This window comes from Streptosporangium jomthongense (genome assembly GCF_042650425.1).
Lineage (GTDB): Bacteria > Actinomycetota > Actinomycetes > Streptosporangiales > Streptosporangiaceae > Streptosporangium.
In genome coordinates, this window is sequence record NZ_JBHSBC010000001.1 from 238,251 (window position 1) to 259,554 (window position 21,304).

19 protein-coding genes and 1 tRNA gene are annotated in these 21,304 nt (G+C 70.9%); 9 read left to right on the forward strand and 11 right to left on the reverse strand.

Annotated elements, in window-relative coordinates; translation table 11 throughout:
• The 5 genes from ACFOYY_RS01110 to ACFOYY_RS01130 all read left to right on the forward strand — a co-directional run bounded on the left by ACFOYY_RS01110 (position 1) and on the right by ACFOYY_RS01130 (position 3,922).
• Positions 1–1,380 carry a hypothetical protein gene (locus tag ACFOYY_RS01110; protein ID WP_386186913.1) on the forward strand — a complete coding sequence of 460 codons (1,380 nt, stop codon included), beginning with the start codon at positions 1–3 and terminating at the stop codon, positions 1,378–1,380.
• Between the two features lie 54 nt (positions 1,381–1,434).
• Positions 1,435–2,748: a DUF2510 domain-containing protein gene (locus ACFOYY_RS01115; RefSeq protein ID WP_386186916.1), complete on the forward strand. Its 1,314-nt coding sequence runs from the start codon at positions 1,435–1,437 to the stop codon at positions 2,746–2,748.
• A gap of 22 nt (positions 2,749–2,770) precedes the next feature.
• Entirely contained in the window at positions 2,771–3,373 is a 603-nt protein-coding gene (gene orn / locus ACFOYY_RS01120; RefSeq protein WP_386186919.1) for an oligoribonuclease, read from the forward strand.
• A 75-nt stretch (positions 3,374–3,448) separates the two neighbouring features.
• Positions 3,449–3,524, forward strand: a tRNA-His gene (locus ACFOYY_RS01125).
• Between the two features lie 158 nt (positions 3,525–3,682).
• Positions 3,683–3,922, forward strand: a complete 240-nt coding sequence (locus tag ACFOYY_RS01130) for a helix-turn-helix domain-containing protein (protein ID WP_352010516.1) — start codon at positions 3,683–3,685, stop codon at positions 3,920–3,922.
• A 679-nt stretch (positions 3,923–4,601) separates the two neighbouring features.
• On the opposite strand, the gene lat is transcribed toward ACFOYY_RS01130, so the two are convergent.
• Positions 4,602–5,903, reverse strand: a complete 1,302-nt coding sequence (gene lat, locus ACFOYY_RS01135) for an L-lysine 6-transaminase (RefSeq protein WP_386186923.1) — start codon at positions 5,901–5,903, stop codon at positions 4,602–4,604.
• Between the two features lie 113 nt (positions 5,904–6,016).
• Positions 6,017–6,583 (reverse strand): HdeD family acid-resistance protein, encoded by a 567-nt coding sequence (locus tag ACFOYY_RS01140; RefSeq protein ID WP_352010514.1) that lies wholly within the window; start codon positions 6,581–6,583, stop codon positions 6,017–6,019.
• Between the two features lie 116 nt (positions 6,584–6,699).
• On the opposite strand from ACFOYY_RS01140, the gene ACFOYY_RS01145 reads away from it, so the two are divergent.
• Entirely contained in the window at positions 6,700–7,905 is a 1,206-nt protein-coding gene (locus ACFOYY_RS01145) for a M20 metallopeptidase family protein (RefSeq protein ID WP_386186927.1), read from the forward strand.
• 48 nt (positions 7,906–7,953) lie between these two features.
• Here ACFOYY_RS01145 and ACFOYY_RS01150 read toward each other — a convergent pair whose 3' ends face one another.
• From ACFOYY_RS01150 to ACFOYY_RS01160, 3 genes are read right to left on the reverse strand one after another with little or no spacing between them, the layout of a single operon-like run.
• A complete protein-coding gene (locus tag ACFOYY_RS01150; protein WP_352010512.1) occupies positions 7,954–8,334 on the reverse strand; it encodes a PPOX class F420-dependent oxidoreductase in 381 nt (126 codons plus the stop codon).
• A gap of 10 nt (positions 8,335–8,344) precedes the next feature.
• Positions 8,345–9,019: a PAQR family membrane homeostasis protein TrhA gene (gene trhA, locus ACFOYY_RS01155; protein ID WP_386186931.1), complete on the reverse strand. Its 675-nt coding sequence runs from the start codon at positions 9,017–9,019 to the stop codon at positions 8,345–8,347.
• Between the two features lie 54 nt (positions 9,020–9,073).
• Positions 9,074–10,651 (reverse strand): penicillin-binding transpeptidase domain-containing protein, encoded by a 1,578-nt coding sequence (locus tag ACFOYY_RS01160; protein ID WP_386186934.1) that lies wholly within the window; start codon positions 10,649–10,651, stop codon positions 9,074–9,076.
• 89 nt (positions 10,652–10,740) lie between these two features.
• Between ACFOYY_RS01160 and ACFOYY_RS01165 the strand changes: the two genes are divergently transcribed.
• Positions 10,741–11,562: a spermidine synthase gene (locus ACFOYY_RS01165; protein WP_352010509.1), complete on the forward strand. Its 822-nt coding sequence runs from the start codon at positions 10,741–10,743 to the stop codon at positions 11,560–11,562.
• Positions 11,563–11,593: 31 nt separating this feature from the next.
• Here ACFOYY_RS01165 and ACFOYY_RS01170 read toward each other — a convergent pair whose 3' ends face one another.
• The gene (locus ACFOYY_RS01170) at positions 11,594–13,357 is read right to left on the reverse strand and encodes a sensor histidine kinase (RefSeq protein ID WP_386186937.1); all 1,764 of its coding nucleotides are present in this window, start codon (positions 13,355–13,357) and stop codon (positions 11,594–11,596) included.
• Between the two features lie 185 nt (positions 13,358–13,542).
• Here ACFOYY_RS01170 and ACFOYY_RS01175 point away from each other — a divergent pair, with 185 nt between their 5' ends.
• Positions 13,543–14,925, forward strand: a complete 1,383-nt coding sequence (locus ACFOYY_RS01175) for a serine hydrolase (protein ID WP_386186940.1) — start codon at positions 13,543–13,545, stop codon at positions 14,923–14,925.
• Positions 14,926–14,944: 19 nt separating this feature from the next.
• On the opposite strand, the gene ACFOYY_RS01180 is transcribed toward ACFOYY_RS01175, so the two are convergent.
• Positions 14,945–15,679: an SDR family NAD(P)-dependent oxidoreductase gene (locus tag ACFOYY_RS01180; RefSeq protein ID WP_352010506.1), complete on the reverse strand. Its 735-nt coding sequence runs from the start codon at positions 15,677–15,679 to the stop codon at positions 14,945–14,947.
• Between the two features lie 217 nt (positions 15,680–15,896).
• Here ACFOYY_RS01180 and ACFOYY_RS01185 point away from each other — a divergent pair, with 217 nt between their 5' ends.
• A complete protein-coding gene (locus tag ACFOYY_RS01185) occupies positions 15,897–16,481 on the forward strand; it encodes a TetR family transcriptional regulator (RefSeq protein WP_386186944.1) in 585 nt (194 codons plus the stop codon).
• Positions 16,482–16,490: 9 nt separating this feature from the next.
• On the opposite strand, the gene ACFOYY_RS01190 is transcribed toward ACFOYY_RS01185, so the two are convergent.
• From ACFOYY_RS01190 to ACFOYY_RS01205, 4 genes are read right to left on the reverse strand one after another with little or no spacing between them, the layout of a single operon-like run.
• The gene (locus ACFOYY_RS01190; protein WP_386186947.1) at positions 16,491–18,104 is read right to left on the reverse strand and encodes an amylo-alpha-1,6-glucosidase; all 1,614 of its coding nucleotides are present in this window, start codon (positions 18,102–18,104) and stop codon (positions 16,491–16,493) included.
• On the reverse strand, positions 18,104–18,958 hold the full coding sequence (locus ACFOYY_RS01195; protein ID WP_386186950.1) for a carbohydrate ABC transporter permease: 855 nt from the start codon (positions 18,956–18,958) through the stop codon (positions 18,104–18,106). The genes ACFOYY_RS01190 and ACFOYY_RS01195 overlap by 1 nt, the downstream gene beginning before the upstream one ends.
• A 13-nt stretch (positions 18,959–18,971) precedes the next feature.
• On the reverse strand, positions 18,972–19,913 hold the full coding sequence (locus ACFOYY_RS01200) for a carbohydrate ABC transporter permease (RefSeq protein WP_386186953.1): 942 nt from the start codon (positions 19,911–19,913) through the stop codon (positions 18,972–18,974).
• 2 nt (positions 19,914–19,915) lie between these two features.
• Positions 19,916–21,232, reverse strand: a complete 1,317-nt coding sequence (locus tag ACFOYY_RS01205; RefSeq protein WP_352010501.1) for an ABC transporter substrate-binding protein — start codon at positions 21,230–21,232, stop codon at positions 19,916–19,918.
• Between the last annotated feature and the right edge of the window lie 72 nt (positions 21,233–21,304).

Genomic DNA, 21,304 nt, shown 5'->3' on the forward strand with positions numbered 1-21,304 from the left:
ATGGACATCGAACGGGGGAACGTCGCAGGGTTCCTGCTGACCGGCGAGAGCCGTACCGGTGAACCGGGAACGTGGTCGTCGGCGACCGCGCCCGGCGGACGGCAGGCGGGCGCGCTCAGGCTCGACCCGCGTTTCACCTCGGACCCGGCGGCGCGGGAACGGCTGGTCGCCGCGGTGCTCGCCGAACGCGCGCTGATCCAGGCGGGCCTGACCGGGCTGGTCCCGGTCACCGACCTGGTCTCGGCCGGGCGGGAGATCTGGCTGCTCACCGGCGAGCCGGTCAGCCCCACCCTCGCCGACCTGCTCGTCGCGCCCGCAGGCGCTCCTGGTCCCGGTGCGGGTGAGGCGGCCGTCGTGCTGCTGGAGACCGCGCGGACCCTGCTCGCCCTGCACGCCGCGGGGCTCGCCCACGGGGCGCTGCGCCCGGACACCGTGGTGATCTCCGCCGACGGATCCGCCCTGCTCGCCGAACGGGGGCTGGCCGACGCGCTGCACGGACGCCCGGCCCACCCCGGCCGTGACGCGGCCGCCTGGGCCGCGCTCGCCCGTGGCCTGGCCGCGAACTGGGCCGCCGCCGACCCCGGAGCCGCCGCCCTGTTCGAGCGGGCCGCGGCCGTCGCCGACACGGACGGGCTCGGCCGGGCCCGTGACGTGCTGCTCTCCGGGCAGGACACGCTGCCCGCGGGCTCTCTGACCAGGAACGGTCTCGCCCAGGCCGTACGGCTGCGCCCCGCCCCCGGCCTCCTACCCGCGAACGTTCCGCCGATGCCCGTCCCCGACGAGGGCGAGGTCGTCACGCTGCTGCGGGCCGACGTGCCGACCGCCGCCCAGGAGAACGTCGTCATGCGCTTCGGTCCCGGTGTGCCGCCGGAGACCACGGCGGCGCAGATCTGGCGGGCGGGCCGTGACCGGCAACGGACCGAACAGCCCTCCGACGGGTTGCGGGCGCTCGGGACCGCCGCCAGACGCAGGCGCCGCCGTACGGCGCTGGCCACCGCGGTCCTCGCGCTGATGGTCGTCGGTGTCCTGGCGGTCTGGCTGCTGCGCGGTTCGGCGACCCCGCTCGCGGTCACCGGCGTAGAGGTGAGCGCGCCGAAGAAGCAGCAGGCGTGCGACGCGACGGTCAGGATCACGGGTGTCTTCGCCACGAACGGCTCCGGCGGGGAGATCCGCTACGAGTGGCGGCGCAGCGACCGCAAGACCCCGATCGAGCAGACCGACACCGTTCCCTCCGGGGCGGCCTCGCACGAGGTGAGCCTGGAGTGGACGGTCAAGGGCGAGGGCCGCTTCCGTGGAACGGCGACGCTGCGGCTGCTCTCCCCGCTGGCCGGGGGGCAGAAGGTTCAGGACAAGGCAAGTTTCACCTACAAGTGCCCCTAAGCCTCCCAAGCCACCGCAATGCACTGCTAACCGGTTCTTACTACTCTGACGGCCATGACCACGCAGACCCCTGCCGGCTGGTACCCCGACCCCTACGGTTCACCGCTGTTGCGGTGGTGGGACGGCAACCAGTGGACCGACGCCACGCACCCCAGGGACACCTCTCCCCAGGGGCAGGCCGCGCCCCTCGCCCAGCCGACGGGGCAGACCGGCCCGTTCCCCCAGCCCACGCACCCGCAGACCGGCGCCGCCGCCCAGCCTCCGGCCCAACCCGCCCCCCAGCCCGCCCAGTCCCCCGCCCAGCCCGCCGGACCGCCTGCCGGTCCCCCCGTTCCCGGCGGGCCCACCGGTCCCGCGGCCGGGCCCACCGGGCCGCAGACCAGCCCCTTCGCGGCGCCGTCCGGCCAGACGCCCTCCTTCTCACCCCCCTCGGGACCCCCCTCGGGACCCCCTGAGGGGGTGGGCCAGACCGCGCAGTGGAACGGGGCGCAGAGCCAGGCACCGCAGGGGCAGCCCTCCTGGGGCGGCGGGCCCGGGGGCGGTAACACGATGCAGCTGCCCGCCGGGGGGTACAGCCTCCCGCCGGGGACCACTCCGCGTAAGAGCAGCCCGTGGCCCTGGATCCTCGGAGGCGGCGGAGTCGTGATCCTGGTGGCCGTCGTCGTGGCCGCGGTCATGTTCCTGGCGAACCCCACGTCCAGGCCGACCGCGGACGACCCGACCCTGCCGCCCGCCGTACCCACGCAGGAGCCCACCCCCTTCCCGACCGAGCCCGAGACCACCGAGCCTCCGCAGGAGACTCCCGCGCCGGAGGCGTCCGATTTCCCCCGGCCGCAGAACGGGCGCATCCAGGACCCGGTGAGCGGCATGTCCTACGCCTTCCCCGGCTCCCCCTGGCAGATCCCCGCGAACGCGGGCACCGACCCGCTCGGTTTCACCTGGAACAGCGGGACCCTGGCGGTCGCCCAGGACGACTACGACGGCAAGGGCGGCAGGTGGCTCGGCAACATCCTCACCGGTGAGCTCCCCGACAAATACGGCTATGACGGGGTCCCCAGCATGCGCGGGATCGCCGCGACACTGCTGCACGCGACCGAGGCGGCCTACTACAGCCCCGAACACGATCGGAAGGTCGTCAAGGACGAGGCGATCAAGGTGAGCGGCCGGGACGGCTGGCTGTTCATGTTCGACCTCGACTTCTCCGCCCAGTCCAAGGCCAACGGCTGGAAGTGGAAGAAGGAACGGGCCGCCTTCGTGATCGTGGACCGGGGCGAGGGCAGGAGGCCCGCGCTTATGTACCTTTCCATCCCCGACAATCTGGACACTTCCCTCGCCGACCGGGTGGTCAAGTCGCTCAAGGTCTCCTGACGGGAGTACTACCCTGAAGGCTATGAGTGACCTGCTGGTCTGGATCGACTGTGAGATGACCGGGCTCGACCTCGGCCGAGACGCGCTGATCGAGGTGGCCTGTGTGGTCACGGACGGTGAGCTGAACCAGCTCGACGAGGGCGTTGACGTGGTCATCAAGCCTCCGCCCGAGGCTCTGGAGCAGATGTCGCAGATCGTCCGTGAGATGCACACCGCCTCAAGTCTGCTGGAGACGCTGAGCACGGGCGTCACGCTGGCCGAGGCGGAGGCCATGGTCCTTGACTACATCAAGGGGCACATCCCCGAGCCCAAGCGGGCCCCGCTGTGCGGCAACTCCATCGCCACCGACCGTTCGTTCATCTCGCGCGACATGCCGGCCGTCGACACGTTCCTGCACTACCGGATGATCGACGTGTCCTCGATCAAGGAGCTCGCCCGGCGGTGGTACCCCCGCGTCTACTTCGCCTCGCCGGAGAAGCAGGGCGGTCATCGCGCGCTGGCCGACATCACCGAGAGCATCCGCGAGCTGCGCTACTACCGCGCGGCGGTCTTCGTGCCCCAGCCGGGACCCGACTCCGCGACGGCCCGTGAGCTCGCGGAGACGATCTCGGCCACCGCTACCTGAGCGACGCGCGAAAACCAGGGGCGAAACGACTCCCAAAGACCGCTACACTTTTCATGTGCTGCTGCGGCAGACATGGTGGGCGTAGCTCAGTTGGCAGAGCGCCAGGTTGTGGTCCTGGATGTCGAGGGTTCAAGTCCCTTCGCTCACCCCATGAGAACGGCCGGTCCCCAAGGACCGGCCGTTCTGCGTTTTTCATCACTCCGGACTTGTCCACCAAAGACGGATGTCGCGGGTTATGCTCGCTGCTATCGCTACGCCGTTAGACGGGGGGTTTCGGCGACCTGAACGTGTTGCTGCAACGGAGGCCGTATGAGAGTCGACGACGCACCGTTCGACGCCGAACCCACAGTCGCGGCGAGCTTGAGCAGGCGTGAGACCGAGGTCATGGAGCTGATCGCCACCGGCTGCTCCAACTCGCAGATCGCCCAGCACCTGTTCCTCAGCGAGAAGACGGTGAAGAACCACGTCAACCGGATCTACGCCAAACTCGGCGCCGACTCCCGGATGACGGCCATAGGACTGTGGCGCAGCCGTACCCCCCAGGACTAGGTCGCGCTGTGTCTCTTTGCGACGTTGTGTCTCTTTGCGACGCCTGGCGGCGTCGCGGGCTTGGGCGCCCTGAGCCAACGCTTTCCCTCGTCGCTCATCCGCTTCGCTCCCTCACTCCTCAGTCCAAGCGTCGGCGCGCCCAAGCCGGACACTCCTCACGCACGGCACCGGTAAGGCCCAAGCCGAAACTCCTCACGCTTGGGGCCGAAGAGCCGGTCCGACCTTTCCGACGCCCGGAGTGAGGGTTTGATCTTGTGCTTTCCCGGTGCCGTGGGTGAGGGGTTTCGGCTTGGGCGCGTCGGTGTCTGGACTGAGGAGTGAGGGAGCGCAGCGGACGAACGACGAGGGAAGACACCGACCCGAAAGCGCCCAAGCCCGCGACGCCGAAGGCGTCGCAAAGAGACACGGTTCGGGCGCGCCGGCGCTTGGACTGAGGAGCGAAGGAGCGAAGCGGATGAGCGACGAGGGAAAGCGTCGGCTCGAAGCGCCCGAACCCGCGACGCCGAAGGCGGCGCAGAGAGACACAGCGGCGCAAAGAGACACGGCTTGGGCGCGTCGGTGCTTGGACTGAGGAACGCGGGAGCGAAGCGACGGAGTGACGAGGGAAAGCGCCGACTCGGGGCGCCCAAGCCCGCGACGCCGAAGGCGTCGCAAAGAGGCAGGGCGCAAAGAGACACCATCACGCGGAGAGGCGAAGGTCCTGGGAGGCCTCCAGGGCTCTGGTGAGGGCGTTCGTGCCCTCGGCGAGTTCCTCGGCGGTCACCGAGAGGGCGGGGCGCAGCCGTACCGACTGGTCGCCGCAGGGCAGGACCAGCACGCCCTCCTCGCGCCTGAGCCTGGCGACCAGGCGGTCGCGGGCGGTCGTGTCCGGCAGGTCGAAGGCGCACATGAGGCCGCGCCCCCTGGCGTTGCGGACCAGGCCGGGGAAGCGGGCCTGGATCTTCTGCAGCGAGGTGAGCAGGTCCTGACCGAGTTCGCCCGCGCGGGTGATCAGGTCGTCGCGTTCGATGATCTCCAGCATCCTGCGGGAACGGACCATGTCGACCAGGCCGCCACCCCAGGTCGAGTTGATCCGGCCGCTGACGCGGAACACGTTGTCGGGCACCTGGTCGACCCTGCGGCCGGCCATGATCCCGCCGACCTGGATCTTCTTGGCGAAGGCCACGATGTCGGGGCGCAGGCCGAGTTGCTGGTGCGCCCACGGGGTCCCGGTGACCCCGGCGCCCGTCTGCACCTCGTCCATGACGAACAGGGCGTCGTACTCGTGGCACATGCGTTCCATGGCCTGCAGGAACTCGGGGCGCATGTGGTTGTCGCCGCCCTCGCCCTGGATGGGCTCGGCGATGAAGCAGGCGATGTCGTGCGGGTGACGTTCGAAGGCGGCCCGCGCCTGGGCCAGCGCCCGCGCCTCGGCCGCCTCGACGTTCCCGAAGTGGATGGCGGGCACCTCGATCCTGGGCCAGTCGAACATCGGGAAGCGGTCGGTCTTGACCGGGTCGGTGTTGGTCAGGGAGAGGGTGTAGCCGCTGCGGCCGTGGAAGGCGCGGGTGAGGTGAAGCACCCTGGTGCCGAGGCTCCTGGGACGGCCCGCCGCCTCGTTGCGCCGGCTCTTCCAGTCGAAGGCGCACTTCAGCGCGTTCTCCACGGCCAGGGCCCCGCCTTCGACGAAGAACAGGTGCGGGAGTTCCGGGTCGCCGAGCACGCGGTCGAACGTCTCGACGAAGTCGGCGAGGTGGCCGGTGTAGAGGTCGGAGTTGGCGGGTTTGTTGGCGGCGATCCTGCCGAGCAGGGCCAGGAACTCGGGGTCGTCGTCGAAGGGGTTCAGGCCCAGTGGCGCCGAGGCGAAGAAGGTGTAGAAGTCCAGGTAGCGGCGATCCGTCCGGGCGTCGACGAGCCGGGAGCCCTTGCTCCGGTCGAGGTCGAGGACCAGCCGGTAGCCGTCCACGAGCAGATGTCGAGCGAGGCGGTCGTGCACGTCCATGTCCCCTCCACAGGTCTCCCCCATAGCGATTCGAAGGGATTATTCCCCGTAAATGACACTTCTATATGGAGACATTACGCGGAGAAGCTGATTTTTCGGGAGATTGTCCTGGATCACACGACGCGAGGGGTTCCCGAGGGCCCTCGCCACCGGGAGGCGAGCCCCTTGATCCGGAAGGACAGCGCCACCAGGGCGATGCCGTACAGGATGGCCATGATGCCGATGAGCCAGACGAGGGCCAGCGCGCCAGGAGCCGGCCGGATGAACAGCAGGACGCCGAACAGCACCGAGAGCGCGCCGCTGATGACGAACATCCACTCGTTCGCCGCGGTCCCGCGCAGCCTGATCCCCGCCACGATCTCCAGGACGCCGGTGACGACGGCCCAGGCCGCGATGAAGAACAGCAGGACCAGGGCCGTGATGCCCGGCCAGACGAAGACCGCGACGCCCGTCAGGATGCTGACGACGCCGTAGAAGATCATCCATCCCCGGGAACCGAGGCCCGCTCCCCTGCCCGCGCCGAACAGGGCGAAGACACCGTCCACGATGGCGTAGGCGCCGAAGACGACGACCAGGGCGAGGACGGTGATGGCGGGCCAGATCAGCGCCAGCACGCCGAACAGGATCGCGCAGACACCACGGACCAGATACACCCACCAGGTGCGTGCCAGCTCTTCCATGTGACCTCCCCGTTCCTCGGGGATTCCTATCCGGCAACAGGACAAGACGAGACCACCGGCCGGTTAAATCGGGTTATCGTGCGATCAATTCGTCGAGCCGCCAGAAGGAATGATCGATGTCGTTTCGTGAATCCGCCGCCGACATGCGGGACGAGCTGGTCCGCCTCAGGCGCTCCCTGCACCGGGAGCCCGAGCTGGGCCTCGACCTGCCGCGCACCCAGGAGAAGGTGCTGGAGGCGATCTCCGGTCTCCCTCTGGAGGTACGGCTCGGCGAACGGCTCAGCTCCGTCACCGCGGTGCTGCGCGGAGCCCTTCCCGGCCCGACCGTCCTGCTGCGGGGTGACATGGACGCCCTGCCGGTCTCCGAACGCCCCGGGGCGGGCGGGGTGACGGCCTCGCGGTTCGAGGGCAGGATGCACGCCTGCGGTCACGACCTGCACACCACCATGCTGGCCGGGGCCGCGCACCTGCTGTCCGCGGGGCGCGACCGGCTCGCCGGGAACGTGGTCTTCATGTTCCAGCCCGGCGAGGAGGGGCACGACGGGGCCAAACTCATGATCGAGGAGGGAACGCTCGACGCGGCGGGCGAACGTCCTGTCGCGGCCTACGCCCTGCACGTGACCAGCGCGATGCTTCCGCAGGGGACGTTCCTCACCAAGGGTGGCCCGATGATGTCGGCCATCGACGAGCTGACGGTGACCGTGCGCGGCGCGGGCGGTCACGGCTCGACGCCGCACCGCGCCAAGGACCCCGTCCCCGCCGCGTGCGAGATGGTCCTGGCGCTGCAGTCCATGGTGACGCGGAGCTTCGACGTCTTCGACCCGGTGGTGGTCACCGTCGGCAGCTTCCACGCGGGCACGGTCAGCAACGTGATTCCCGAGGAGGCCCGCTTCGCGGTGACGATCAGGTCGTTCTCCCCGTCCGCGCGGGAGCGGCTCCAGGAACGGACGGTCACTCTGGTCAGGGGCATCGCCGCGGCCCACGGGCTGGACGTCGAGGCCGACTACCAGGGGATCTATCCGGTCACGGTCAACGACGCCGGCGAGGCCTGCTTCGTCGCCGAGACCGTCAGGGAGGTCTACGGCGAGCAGCGCTTCCGGCAGGCGGCGAACCCGTTCACCGGCTCCGAGGACTTCTCCTACGTCTGCGACCAGATCCCCTCGGTGTTCGTCGCGCTCGGCGCGTGCCCGGCCGACCGTGATCCGGAGCGGGCCGCCTACAACCACGCCCCGGACGCGGAGTTCGACGACGCGGTGCTGCCCGACGGGGCCGCGCTCTACGCCGAACTCGCGGCGCGCCGCCTGGCCGGTGCCACGGTCTGAGCAGCGGCTCAAACAGTGGCCTGGACCGGCCGCCTTCTTGTGACCGGTTCAGGCCTCGCCGACGATCCGGACACCGACCGTTCCGTGCTCGCCCCTGCGGAACCTGCTGACGATCATCAGGACCCTGGCGAACAGGCCGTACTTCCGCAGGATCAGCCGGCGCACCCGCTCGGTCTCCTCCGCGGGCAGCACCGAGGCCCGTCCCTCGACCTGCTCGCCCCGCGTGTTGCCCCGCACGTCGCAGGCCGCCAGGACGACGCGCGGATCGGCGTTCAGGCGTCTGACCTTGCCCGAGGAGGCGACCGTCCAGACGACCAGCCCCTCGCCGTCCGGCGCGACCCACACGGGGGTGGGAACCGCGGCCCCGTTCCTCCTGAAGGTCGTCACGGAGACATAGCGCTCGGCCGCGAGCTCCTTGATCGTCGTCATGTACGGCACCCTACGCCGCCGTGTAGACCACCAGGAAGACCGCGGCGTACTGCACGAGGTAGGCGGCGACGGTGAGGGCGTGGAAGACCTCGTGGAAGCCGAACCAGCGGGGCGAGGGGTCGGGGCGGCGTGTGCCGTACACGACTCCGCCCGCGGTGTAGAGCAGGCCGCCGGTCAGGACGAGGGCGACCGCGACGGCCCCGGCGCCCGCGAGCAGCTGGGGGAGGACGAGGGCGGCCGTCCAGCCGAGGGCGATGTAGAGCGCCGTGGACAGCCAGCGGGGGGCCGAGGTCCACAGCATCTTGAACAGCACGCCCGCGAGGGCTCCCGTCCAGACCACGGCCAGGACCGCGGTCCTGGCCGGGCCGTCGAGGGCGAGCATCGCGAAGGGCGTGTGGGTGCCCGCGATGATCAGGAAGATGTTGGCGTGGTCGAGGCGGCGCAGCACCCCGGCCAGGCGCGGGGAGAGGGTGCTCCGGTGGTAGGTGGCCGAGACGCCGAAGAGCAGGCCGGAGGTGACGGCGTAGACGGCCGCCGCCAGCCGGGCCTGGAGGGTCGGCCCCAGGGCGACGAGAACGAATCCGGCGATGAGGGAGACGGGCAGGGCTCCGGCGTGCAACCAGCCCCGCAGGCGGGGCTTGGCGGCCCCGGGGAGAGCGAGGCCCTCGGCGGTGGTCGTGACCATGAACCTACGCTAGCGTAGGTTACGTCTCCGTAGGTTGTGATCTGCCCGACATCGTCACAGGGCTCTGAGGAACCTGGCCGCGACGGGGACCGCCGCCTCCCCGCCGTTCTCGACGAGGACGGCGAAGGCCAGGTCGCCCCGGTAGCCGACGAACCAGGCGTGTTCCCGCCCGTCCGCCGCCCGCGCGGTGCCCGCCTTGCCCGCCGTACCCGGAGGGAGGCCGCGGGTTCCGTCGGCGGACACGGCGCCGTCGGAGGTCCCGGTGGTGTCGGCGACGGCCGCCCGCATCATGGACCGCAGGGCGGTGACCGTGGCCTCCGGTAACGAGGCCCGCCGGGAGACCTGCCGCACCCGCGACGACCGACTGGGGACCAGCACCGGCCCGTGCCAGGAACCGTCCTGTACGGCCGCCGCGACCAGCGCCATGCACAGCGGGCTCGCCACGACCGAGCCCTGCCCGATGGCGTCCGAGGCCAGTTCGTCGACGTCGCCGGGCGGCGTGATCCTGCCGCAGGACTCGCCGAGGCCGGGCACCTCCGCGTTGAAGCCGAACAGCTCGGCCGCCCGCACCAGGCCCCGGCCGTTCGAGGGCAGGTGGGCCGCCGCCTGCTCGACGAAGGCCGTGTCGCACGACAGCGCGAAGGCCGTCGTCAGGGTGACCGCCTCCGAGGCCGGGTGGTCGGCGGCGTTGCGGAAGATCCTGCCCTTGGGGGGCGTGTAGGTCCGCGGGCAGCCGACCCGTGTCGCCGGGGTGAGCCCCTCGGAGAGCAGGGCGGTCGCGGTGACCACCTTGAACGCGGGGCCGGGGGGATACAGCCCGCGGAAGGCGCTCTGCCCGCCGTTGCCCTCGCCCAGCCGGTCGGCCACCGCCAGGACCTCCCCGGTGCCTGGCCGTACCGCGACGATGGCGGCGGGGTGGTCGACACCGTCGAGCGCCCGCGCCGCGGCGGCCTGGACGGGGCGGGACAGGCTCGTCCTGAGCTTTTTGACGTGCGTCGGCCGGAAGACGGCCAGTTCCCTCTTGCTCCCGTCCGCCGCCGTCGCCTCAAGGGCGTAGCCGGTGGTCTCCTCGGCTCCCGCGCCGAACAGCCCGCGGTAGCCCTCCGCCCCGCTGTCTTGCGGCAGCGGCGCCCCCGAACCGGTGACCGGTTCGGTCTCCGGCGCGGGGATCTCCTTGAAGGCGATCCTGCCGCCGCCCGCCAGCGCCGGGTGGAGCGTCTCCGGCAGCCACACCACCCTCCAGCGGCCCTCGCGCAGGACCATCCGCAACGTCGACTCGAACGGCCAGTCGCCGAGGTTCCTGACCTTCCTGACGCCGTGGAAGGGTAACTCCGCGTGCAGGCCGTCCCCGCGCACCAGCGTGCCCGGGACGAGTCTCACCGACTCGATGTCCAGGTCCTGGGCGAAGTCCAGGTGCCGCTGGGCGAAGTCGGCGGGCGGCGAGACGACCATCCGGCCCATCTCGCTGAGGTCGCCGTCCTGCCAGGAGGCCAGGTAGGCGCGGCCCGTCTCCTCGGGCCCCGGGCCCACGGCGCGCACCTGCGCGCCGGTCGGCCGCAGCAGCACGTAGACGCCCGCGCCGATCATGATGAGCACGACGGCGACGAGCACGAGGACCGGTCGAGTACGCATACGGTTTCTCCCAGATGTGTCCTCTCGGTTGTACAGGAACAGAAGTGGAAAGTGGGGCAAAAGTGATCAGGCGGAAACCGGAGGGGCCGATGCCCGGCCGCTATCCGGTGAGCTTCGGCGAGGTCGACCTGCTGGAGGACCTGGACAGGCCCTCGGGGTGGGTCGTCTCCAAGGAGGGCGTGCCCCAGTCCTACGTCGACCTGGAGGACCCCACCTACCTCGACTTCGAGTACGTCCAGCTGATGGCCGTCGTGGTCGACCTGCTTCCCGAGGGACCTCTCGACGCCGTGCACGTGGGAGGTTGCGCGTGCACCCTGCCCCGCTACGTGGCGGCGACCAGGCCCGGGTCCCGGCAGATCGTCGTGGAACCGGACGCCGGTCTGGTCCAGCTGGTCAGGGACCAGCTCAGGCTCAAGTCGGTGCCCCGGCTCAAGGTCAGGATCCTCGACGGCCGTACGGCCACCGCCGCCCTGCCCGACGCCTCGGCCGACCTGCTCGTGCTCGACGCGTTCAGCGGCGCCACGATGCCGCTCGACCTGGCGAGCGTCGAGTACATGGCCGAGGTCGCGCGCGTCCTGCGGCCCGCGGGGACGCTGGTCGTCAACGTCGCCGACGGCAAGGGGCTCGCCTTCGCGCGCAGGGTGCTGGCCACGATCGGCGGTTCCTTCGGTCATGTCGCCCTGCTCGGTGAGCCCGGCATCATGCGGGGGCGGCGTTTCGGCAACCTCATCGTCGCCGCCTCCCGCGTCGCGTTGCCGTACGCCGACCTGACCCGCAGGGCCGCGAGCGGCCTGACCGTGGCCCGCTGCCTGTCCGGGGAGGAGCTGACCAGGTTCGTCGCCGGGGCGAGGCCGTTGCGTGACGGCGACCCGGTGGTCGTGCCGGTGCCGCCGCCCGAGGTCTTCGGCTGAGACCGTCGGCCGGGGCCTCCGGCCGGAGAACTCAGGCGGGCACCCAGGCCCGTACCGCCGTGCCCTCCCCCGGGGCGCTGGCCAGCCTCAGCCCACCGCCGAGGGCGTTCATCCGGTCCGCGAGCGCGGCCAGTCCCCCGCGGTCCGCCGTGGCCGGTTCGAACCCTCTGCCGTCGTCGGAGACCACGGCCTGCAGCCTCCCCTCCTCCAGCGACAGCCGTACCTCGATCCTGGAGGCGGAGGCGTGTTTGAGCGCGTTGGCGATGGACTCGCTCACCGTGAAGTACAGCGCGCCCTCGACCTCGTCGGGGAAGCGGCGCGCGCGCAGCCCGGGGTCCGCGATCACCGTGGTGGTCGTCGGCAGCCGTGAGCAGCGCTCCTCGACCGCCTCGACCAGCCCGCCCTGGCTGAGCACGGACGGATGGATGCCCGCCGCCAGCTCCCGCAGGTCGGTCAGGGTCTGCCTGGCCTCCTCGCGCAGCAGGGTCATGGTCCGCGCGTCCCCACCCGTCGCCCGCGCCAGCTCCAGGCCCGCGATCAGCGCAACGAGCTGCTGCTGCACCCCGTCGTGGATGTTGCGCTCGATCCGCCGCCGCTCGGCCTCCTGGGCGTTGACCAGCCTGGCGGCCAGCCCCACGCTCTGGATCGCCAGGCCGACCGGCACCGCCAGCGCCCCGAGCAGCCTGCGGTCCTCCGAGGTCAGCCGCCCCACCGTCTTCGGGCCGCACACGATGCGCCCGAGCCCGGCGGGAACCGTGAGCGCGGCCTCGCCGTCCTCCTCGCCCGCGACGACCCGCGTGCCGTCCGCCAGCTCCACGGCCGCCCAGCTGGTCTCCAGCCCCGCCCGTACGGCCCCCGCCAGCCTGCCCAGTTGCTCGACCGGCTCGGTCTCCTCAAGCGACGGGCCGAGTTCGGTCAGCAGCTCGTCGACCGTCGGTCTGAGGTCGAAGACCAGGAAGATCCGGTGTCCCCTGATGCCGATCCTGATGTCGAGGAGCTGGTGCCTGAACACGGTCATGGTGATCACGATGGGCAGCGCGGCGATGGAGGTGAACAACCCCAGCCCCAGGCCGGCGCCGTAATCGCTGGGCCCGAAGAACGTGATCAGCAGGAACCCGCCCAGGGTGCCCGTGAGCCCGGCGATCATCCAGCGGAGCACGCGGCGCCCCGCGACGTCGGCACGCCACCAGCGCAGTACCAGGGAGACCAGCACGGCCAGCGCGACCAGGTAGACCACCCCCTGCCCCACCGCACCCGCCAGGGCGGCGACCAGGCCGGGTGTGCCCTTGAGACCGATCGGGTTGCCCCTGGCGAAAATGGACTCGTAGACCGCGTCCGCGCCCAGCAGAAGACCCGCCCAGTGGACCGTGATCGCCACCGCCGCGATCCACGCCCCGACCCGCCAGCGGCGTGAGGGCAGGCGGCCGTCGGGGAAGAGCAGCGGGACGAAGACCCAGGTCAGCCCGTAGAAGACGGTGAAGAGCGAGCTCAGCACGACGGCGACGACGGCCAGTGGTCCCCGCAGCGTGGGGTCACTGATCAGCAGGCCCGCCCCGAACGCGCCGAGCCCCAGGCAGTCGGCGGCGGCGAGCAGCAGCCAGCCGTAGACGTTGTCCGGCCGTCTGGCCGCGATGAGCCAGCCGACCGTGGGCGTGATCAGGCATACGGCGACGAACGCCCACACGCTCAGCGGCACGGGGAAGCCGGTCTCCAGCACCCCGCCGGCGACGATGCCACCCGCGGCCACGGCGGCCATCGCCCCGGCGAGGGCGGCGGGCGGAATCACACGGGTCATGACCGCAGCCTGCCGCCCGGGACGGGGCGCCGTCCATGAGGTTGTCCACACATCCGATGCAGTCTGCCTCACCTCGGGAAACGGAGGACGGCCGGGTGTTCCCGCAGGTCCCGCCGTCCCTACCTTCGAATCGAGGCCGCCGAGGGTGCGGCCGGAAGAACCCGCCTCCCACCAAGGAGATCCTCGTGAGACCGCCGTTCAGATCGACGCGCATGCTCGCCCTCGCCCTCGCCGCGACCGTCGTTCCGGTGAGCACCGTGGCCGCCGGAGGGCAGAGCGTGGCCGCCACCTCTTCCGTAACCCTTTCCGAGACCGCTCTGACGGTCGCCGCCGCCCCCCGGATCCCGGACACCCCGGCGGGCAGGCAGCTGACCTGGCTCCTCGACGCGCTGTCCCGCGCCCCCCTGCCCGAGAGCGAGCTGCGGGAGCACTTCGCGGCCGGCTTCCTGCAGGAGGTCCCCCCCGCCGAGATCAACAAGTTCGTCGCCGCACTCAAGGGGCTGACGCTGCAGACCCTGAACGAGGCCGACCCCACGTCGCTGTACGGCACGGCGAAGCTCGGCGGCGAGGACTACGTCGTCACGCTCTCCGTGGACGACGACGGGAAGATCAACAGCCTGCGGGTCCAACAGCCGCAGCCCCTGCCGCCCGGCCCGAAGAACTGGCGGGAGCTGGACACCCGGATGCGTTCGGTCGCACCGAACGTCGGCTTCCTCGCCGCCGAGATCGACTCCCGGGGACGGTGCCAGGTCGTGCACGGCGTGAACGTGGACAAGCCCAGGCCGCTCGGCTCGATCTTCAAGCTCTACGTGCTGGGCGCGGTGGCCGAGAAGGTCCGCGACGGCAAGCTCAGCTGGGACACCGAGCTCACGATCAAGCCGGAGTGGAAGAGCCCCAGCGAGGGCGGCCTGTGGGAGCGCCCGGACAACAGCAAGGTCACCGTGCGCGAGGCCGCCAAGCTGATGATCTCGATCAGCGACAACACCGCGGCCGACATCCTCATCCACACCGTCGGCCGCAGGGCCGTCGAGGCCAAGGTCCGCCAGTGGTCCGACCACCCCAAGCTGAACATCCCCTTCCTGACCACCAGGGAGCTCTTCCTGCTCAAGGGGATCGACCACCCCCGGCAGGCCAGGACCTACCTGGGCCTCAGCACCGCCAAGAAGCGGAAGTACCTGCGTGACGTCGTCGCCAAGCAGGACGGCTCCGGCATGAAGCCGTGGACCACGCCCCGCGAGGTCGACACGATCGAGTGGTTCGGCTCCCCGCGTGACATCTGCCGCGCCTACGTGGGCCTGAGCAGGCTGAACTCCAAGACCCTGAACGAGACGCTGTCCGGCTTCGACGGCCTGGGCCTCGACGCCAAGAAGTGGCCGACCGTCTGGTTCAAGGGCGGCTCGGAGCCCGGCCTGCTGGACCTGGCCTACCTCGGGCGTTCGGCCTCGGGGAAGACCTACGTCGTCACCGCGCTGGCCTACGACAAGAGGAAGGCCCTCCCCGAGGAGCGGGTCGCCCCCCAGATGGTCTCCCTCGTCAAGGGCTCCTTCTCCCTGGTCGGGTCCAGGTAGCCTGTCGCCGGGACCGCGGTCAGGCCGTGGTCCCGGCGTCCACGGTGACGGAGGTTCCGGTGATGTTGCGCGCGCCGGGCCCGGCCAGGTGCGCCACGGTCGCGGCGATGTCGTCGGGATCGCAGTAGCGGCCGAGCGCCGTGTAGGAGCGCTCCTCCTCCGCGTCCGGCCCGTCCGCCGGGTTCATGTCGGTGTCGGTCGAGCCGGGGTGGACGAGGTTGACGGTGATGCCCCGGGGCCCGAGGTCACGGGCCAGCCCCTTGGTGAACCCGATGAGCGCGGACTTGCTCATCGAGTACAGCGTCCAGCCGGGCGAGGTCACCCGCTCGACCAGGCTGCTGCCGATGCTGATGATCCGCCCGCCGTCCCCCATGTGCCGGACCGCCGCCTGGGCCAGCAGGAACGACGCCCTCGCGTGGACGGCCAGCGTCCGGTCCACCTCCTCCAGGGTGAAGTCCTCGATCGGGCCGTAGGGGGCGATCCCGGCGTTGTTCACCAGGATGTCCAGCCCGCCCAGTGTGGAGACGGTGCGCTCGACCGCCTCCGCCAGCGCCGTCGCGTCGGTCGCCTCGGCGGGTACGGCGAGGCCCCGGCCACCGGCCGCCTCGATCTCCCGCACCACCTCCCGCGCCTTCTCCCCGGCGCGGGCGTAGGTGATCGCGACGTCCGCGCCCTCGGCCGCCAGCCTGCGTGCGATCGCCGCACCGATGCCGCGGCTGCCTCCGGTGACGAGCGCCACCCGTCCGTTGAGCATGACATTGCCCCCTCAATGCGGAATTGATTCCGTTTCAGAGACTAGGCGGAATCGATTCCGGATCGCAAGTCGATAGGGTTGGGGGGTGCCTCGGAGCCGACGACCTCAAGCAGCGGACCCCCCAGCCGGGGATCCCCCGGCCGCGGACGCTTCAACCGCGGACACCCCGTCCGCCGGTGGTTCGGCTGCGGACGCCCCGTCCGCGGGCGGCTCGGCCGTGGGCGGGCCGGTCACGGGTGACCGGCCGGGCGACAGGCGCGCGGACGCGGCGCGCAACCGTGCGAAGATCCTCGCCGCCGCGGAGGAGATCGTGGCGACCCGGGGCGTCGAGGCACTGGCGATGGCGGACGTGGCCGCCGCGGCGGGTGTCGGCGTCGGCACGCTCTACCGCCGCTTCGGCGACAGGTCCGGCCTCGCCCACGCGCTCATCGACCGGCGGGAGCGGGAGTTCCAGACGACCTATCTGAGCGGCCCGCCCCCGCTCGGTCCCGGCGCGCCCGCCGCCGAACGGATCCGCGCCTTCCTGCGCGCGCTGGCCCGCCGTACGGTCGACCAGCTCGACCTGCTGCTCGTGGCGGAGACCACCGGACCGTTCGCCCGCTTCGGCGGGGCCTACCACGCCTACCACCGCCACCTGGCGATCCTGATCGCCGACGCCCGGCCCGACCGCGACCCGTCCTTCCTGGCCGACGCCCTGCTCGCCCCGCTGGCCGCGAACCTGCTCGCCTACCGGCGAGACCTCACCCTTGACGGCGTCCAGGCTGGACTCGACGACCTCCTGACCGGCGTCCTGCCGGAGTAGCCGCGACCTTCACGTCGCCGAGGTGCCGTGGGTGGTGGCCAGGTCGAGGAAGAGGGCGCTGGACCAGCCGAAGCCCTGGGTGGCCCGGCAGGCCCGGCCGCCGGTGAGGGGGTTCCAGTACTCGTACAGGCCGCCGCCGTCGTTCACCATCCGCAGCGTCCGTACGGCCAGCTCGTCGGCGGCCTCGGCGAAGCCGGAGCGGCGCAGCCCCTCGACGAGCAGGTGGTTGACGTTGAGCCACACCGGCCCGCGCCACATCGCGTCGGGGTCGAAGTCCGGGTCGTCGAAGGCGACCGTCGGCACCGGGCGTTCGGCCCAGAAGCTCGGCGAGAGCAGGTCGGCGAGGAGCCTCTCCGCGATCGCCTCGGGCAGGCGGCCGGTGAACAGCGGCATCAGCTCAAGCGGGGTACGGCAGGCCACCTCGACCTCCCGGGAGGTCTTGGCCAGGGTGGTGAAGCGCTCGCCGTTCCAGCGCCTGGCGACGAGCAGTTCGACGTGCCCGGCGGCCCGCTCCCGCCACCCGGCCGCCTCCGCCGTACGGCCGAGCGCCTCGGCGATGTCGCCGAGCCGGTCCGCCTGCAGGGCGAGGTAGGAGTTGAGGTCGGGGGGTTCGGCCCTGGGGCCGTGGTCCCAGATCGGGCTGTCGTCCAGGCCGGACGAGTAGGGGTGGAGATACTCGGCCAGCCCGTCCCCGTCGGGGTCGGAGACGGTCAGCCACCACTCGTGGGAGCGGGCGATCGGCTCGTAGACCTCGGCGAGGAAACCCGGGTCAGGCGCCACTTCGTGGATCTTCCAGACGGCCCAGGCAAGCAGCGGTGGTTTGGTGACCGGCACGACGCCGCCGATCGGCTGCCCGGCCTCACCCGGGTCCGGCCCGCCGACCGCCGTACCGACGTGCTGGGCCAGGCGGGCGTGGTCGGAGCGGGGCAGGTCGGTGGTCTCGGCGAGCACGCCCAGGTCGTGCACCACGTCGGGGACGAGCCCGTCGGGGCGCTGGTGACCGAGCAGGATGCGGATCTGGTCACGGGCCAGTTCGGGGGCGCCGTGGCGCAGGCCGACCGCGTGGAAGCAGGCGTCCCAGTTCCAGACGCCGACGTAGCCGAACTTGGAGGGGACGACGCCCAGCCTGCCCCGCGCCTGAGCGATGGGCAGCAGGTTCACCCCGAGCGTCCACCACGCCTGTTCGGCCCGTTCCCGCAGGTCATCGGGTACGGCGGGCATCCGCCCGAACCACTCCCGCCACCGTGACGCGGCCCGTTCGAGCAGGGTGGGGCCGTCGAGTGTGGAGGCTCCGGTCAGGACCAGCGTCCCCTCGACCGCTCCCCCGCCGCCGTCCCAGACGGCCCGTGCGCCGGAGCCGGTCAGCACCAGCGTCTCCGCGTCGGCGAACACCAGCTCGACGCCGCCCTCGAAGGTGAGACGGTCGGCGTGGGCCCCCCGTACGGGCAGTTCGACGGCGCCGGAGAACAGCCGCAGGCCGGTCAGCACGGTCGTGTCCGCCAGCCGGGTCTCGTACTCGGCGCGGGCGATCCACAGGGAGCCGTCGTCGGCGGGCATCACCAGCAGCCGGGAGCCCCGGTCGGTGAAGGGGGTCCGCCCCAGGTCACGTAGCTCGAACGTCATCAGCGTCCTCCCAGGCCGGACATGGCCATGCTGTTGAGGATGCGCCGCTGGCCGATCAGGAAGGCGATCATCATCGGGACGACCGAGATGGCCGAGGCGGCGAGGGTGAGCCCGTACTCGGTCGCGCCGTGCTGTCCGGCGAACTGGCTGACCAGCAGCGGGACGGTGGCCAGCTCGGGCGAGTTCAGGAAGATGAGCGGGAAGAAGAAGCTGTTCCAGCTTGCGAGGAAGACGATGATGCCGAGCGCGCCCATGCCGGGCCTGACGTTGGGCAGCACGATCCGCCAGAAGATCGTCCAGCGGCCCGCCCCGTCGAGACGGGCGGCCTCCTCAAGCTCGATCGGGACCGCCCTGATGAACTGGCGCAGCAGGAAGACCGCGAACGGGTTGACGTAGCCGGGCACGATCAGCGCCAGGTGGGAGTCGATCCAGCCGAGCTTGGAGAGCATCAGGTACAGCGGCACGATCGTCACCTGCGCCGGCACCATCTGGGTCGCCAGGAAGAGCCCGAACAGCAGCCCCGAGCCCCTGAAGCGGATCCTGGCGAAGGCGTAGGCGGCCATCGCCGAGGTCAGCAGGGTCAGCGCCACGTTGAGGACCGCGATGTAGAAGCTGTTCCAGTAGGCCTGGGCGAAGGGCAGCGCGCCGAAGGCGTCGGGGTAGTTCTGCGCCCGCCAGGGGTTGGGCAGCCAGTCCAGGGGCGCGTTGAGCATCTGGTGCGTGCCCTTGAACGACGTCAGCAGCATCCAGACGAACGGGAACAGCATGACGAGCCCGCCGACGGCGAGTGCGACGTGCAGGGCGATCCCGCCCAGGCGGCGGGGCAGGGAGACACCCGTGGGGATCACGGACATGGACGTCCCCCTTTCACGAGTCGTAGTGGACGAAGCGCCGTTGCACTCCGAACTGGACGAGGGTGACCAGCAGCGTCAGCGCGAGCAGGATCAGCGCGGCGGCGCTGCTCATCCCGAACTCGAACCGTTTGAAGCCCAGGTCGTAGACCTGGTAGACGATCGTGCGGGCGCCGTCGTTGTGGTCGGGGTCGACCAGCACGTAGATCTGGTCGAACGCCTGGAAGGAGCTGATCACCGCGACCACGGTCGAGAAGAAGAGGGTCGGGGAGATCATGGGCAGGGTCACCGAGCGGAAGACCCTGATCGGCCCTGCCCCGTCGATGCGGGCGGCCTCGGTCAGCGAGGGCGGGATGGTCTGCAGCCCGGCCAGGAAGATCACGACGTTGAGGCCGAGCGAGGACCAGATGGTCACGACCGCGATGGCGACGATCACCCAGTTCGGGTCTTCGAGCCAGTCGGGCGGCGTGATCCCGAACCAGTCCTGGACGGTCCTGTTCAGCACGCCGTAGTCGCCTCCGGCCAGGATGATCTGCCACATCACCGCGACCGCCACCGAGCTGGTGACGACCGGCATGAAGTAGACGACCCGGTAGAGGGTCTTGCCCCTGACGTGGTTGAGCGCGACGGCGATGAGCAGTGCGAGGCCGAGACCGAACGGAACGGTCAGGAAGGCGAGTTCGACGGTGTTCCAGACGGCCGTGCCGAAGGCGGGGTCGGACAGCTGCGCGGCGAAGTTGCCGAAGCCGACCCAGGACTTCTCGCCGAGCCCGTCCCACTTCATGAAGGCGAGCACGACGGCGAAGCCGAGGGGAAGGACCAGGAAGGCGAGCAGGCCGACGACCTGCGGGGCGAGGAAGAACGCGGCCCACCAGCCGTCCCGGCTCCGCACGCGCGCCGCCGCGCGCGCGGAGCCGGGTTTCGCGGTGGGGCGCGTCTCGGTGACGACGCCTGCCACCGCTAGCCGATCTTGCCGTCGACGAGTGCCTGCAGCTCGGTCATGCCCTGTTCGAAGGGGACCTTGCCCGTCCAGACCTTCAGCAGGTGGTCGTTGATGTCCTTGGTGAGGCCGGGGATCGCCACCTCCTCCGGGTAGTTGGCGAAGCCGGTGTCGCGGACGTCGAGGAAGGTCTGGGCGTGCGCGGGGTAGTCGCCTTCGAGCACGACCTGCTCGGCCCCCTTCACGGACGGTACGGCGCCGCCGCCCTTGAGCCGCAGGAGCTGGCCCTCCTTGCTGACGAACTCGCTCAGGAAGGTGAAGGCCTCCTTGGGGTTGGCGGAGTCCTTGTTCAGCGACAGGTAGGAGGCGGCGACCGCGCCGGGCATCGGCTGGCCCGTCTCGGACGGGAACGGCACGATGTCGTAGTTGGGCAGGTCACCGCCCTTGCGCAGGGAGTCGATCATCCAGCGTCCGCCCGCGTAGAAGCCCGCGGTCCCCTTGAGGAACTGGGTGCTGGCGCCGTTGCTCGCGGGCAGCACGTCGGCCGAAAGGAAGGTCTTGTCGGCGTAGCCCTTGGCGAGGGTCTCCAGGGCCTGGCGGGACTTGGGGTCGGTGGTGGCGACGAACTTCCCGCCGTCCCAGACCTTGCCGCCAAAGCCGCCGATGACGCTGTAGGTGGAGCCGTACCAGTTCCAGAAGATGGACCCGGCCTTGCCCGCCGCCTTGAGCTTGGCGTTCATCTCCAGGTACTTGGCCATGGTCCACTTGCCCGCGGCGTTGAGCTCGGCGGGGTCCTCGGTGATGCCGGCGTCCTTGAGGGCCTTCTTGCCGTACCAGAGGACCTCGGGGTTGGTGTCGTTGGGGACGCCGTAGATCTGGCCGTCCTTCCTGGCGCCGCCGTAGATGCCCTCGAAGAAGTCCTCCGGCTTGCTCTTGCTGTCGGGGCCGGCGAGCTTGTCGTTGAGCGGGGCGAGCACCCCGGCGGCGACGAACTTGCCCACGTTGTCGTCGCCGACGAAGAAGACGTCGGGGGCGGTCTTCGAGGTGAGCTGGGTCAGCAGCTTGGGGTGGTAGTCCTCGTACTTGGGGACGGTCTCCATCTTCAGCACGATGTTCGGGTGGCGCTTCATGAAGTCGTCGTTGAAGCCCTTGAAGAGGGCGACGTCCTCGGCCGAGCCCCAGGTCGACCATCTGATGGTGACCTTCCCTCCCTCCGCGGCGCCGCCGGTCGCGGCCCCGCCGCCACCACCGCCACCGCTGCCGCTGCACGCCGCGGTCGCGGCGGTCGCGACGAGGGCCGCCGCGGCCAGGAACTTCTTGGACGGGGAAAAGGACACGGTGTGCCTCCTGGAGCTTTCCTTGCGGGGGGGTGGGGGTGCTTTTCTCACGAAAAATCAGGCTTTGTGGGC

Bases quoted from the DNA above. Each gene is read 5' to 3' on its own strand.
- ACFOYY_RS01115 (WP_386186916.1), top strand. From the start codon at position 1,435: ATGACCACGCAGACCCCTGCCGGCTGGTACCCCGACCCCTACGGTTCA.
- ACFOYY_RS01170 (WP_386186937.1), bottom strand. From the start codon at position 13,357: ATGACCCGTGTGATTCCGCCCGCCGCCCTCGCCGGGGCGATGGCCGCC.
- ACFOYY_RS01145 (WP_386186927.1), top strand. From the start codon at position 6,700: ATGTCGTTTCGTGAATCCGCCGCCGACATGCGGGACGAGCTGGTCCGC.
- ACFOYY_RS01195 (WP_386186950.1), bottom strand. From the start codon at position 18,958: ATGTCCGTGATCCCCACGGGTGTCTCCCTGCCCCGCCGCCTGGGCGGG.
- lat (WP_386186923.1), bottom strand. From the start codon at position 5,903: ATGGACGTGCACGACCGCCTCGCTCGACATCTGCTCGTGGACGGCTAC.
- ACFOYY_RS01130 (WP_352010516.1), top strand. From the start codon at position 3,683: ATGAGAGTCGACGACGCACCGTTCGACGCCGAACCCACAGTCGCGGCG.
- trhA (WP_386186931.1), bottom strand. From the start codon at position 9,019: ATGGTCACGACCACCGCCGAGGGCCTCGCTCTCCCCGGGGCCGCCAAG.
- ACFOYY_RS01110 (WP_386186913.1), top strand. From the start codon at position 1: ATGGACATCGAACGGGGGAACGTCGCAGGGTTCCTGCTGACCGGCGAG.
- ACFOYY_RS01160 (WP_386186934.1), bottom strand. From the start codon at position 10,651: ATGCGTACTCGACCGGTCCTCGTGCTCGTCGCCGTCGTGCTCATCATG.
- ACFOYY_RS01140 (WP_352010514.1), bottom strand. From the start codon at position 6,583: ATGGAAGAGCTGGCACGCACCTGGTGGGTGTATCTGGTCCGTGGTGTC.
- ACFOYY_RS01190 (WP_386186947.1), bottom strand. From the start codon at position 18,104: ATGACGTTCGAGCTACGTGACCTGGGGCGGACCCCCTTCACCGACCGG.
- ACFOYY_RS01165 (WP_352010509.1), top strand. From the start codon at position 10,741: ATGCCCGGCCGCTATCCGGTGAGCTTCGGCGAGGTCGACCTGCTGGAG.
- ACFOYY_RS01180 (WP_352010506.1), bottom strand. From the start codon at position 15,679: ATGCTCAACGGACGGGTGGCGCTCGTCACCGGAGGCAGCCGCGGCATC.
- ACFOYY_RS01150 (WP_352010512.1), bottom strand. From the start codon at position 8,334: ATGACGACGATCAAGGAGCTCGCGGCCGAGCGCTATGTCTCCGTGACG.
- orn (WP_386186919.1), top strand. From the start codon at position 2,771: ATGAGTGACCTGCTGGTCTGGATCGACTGTGAGATGACCGGGCTCGAC.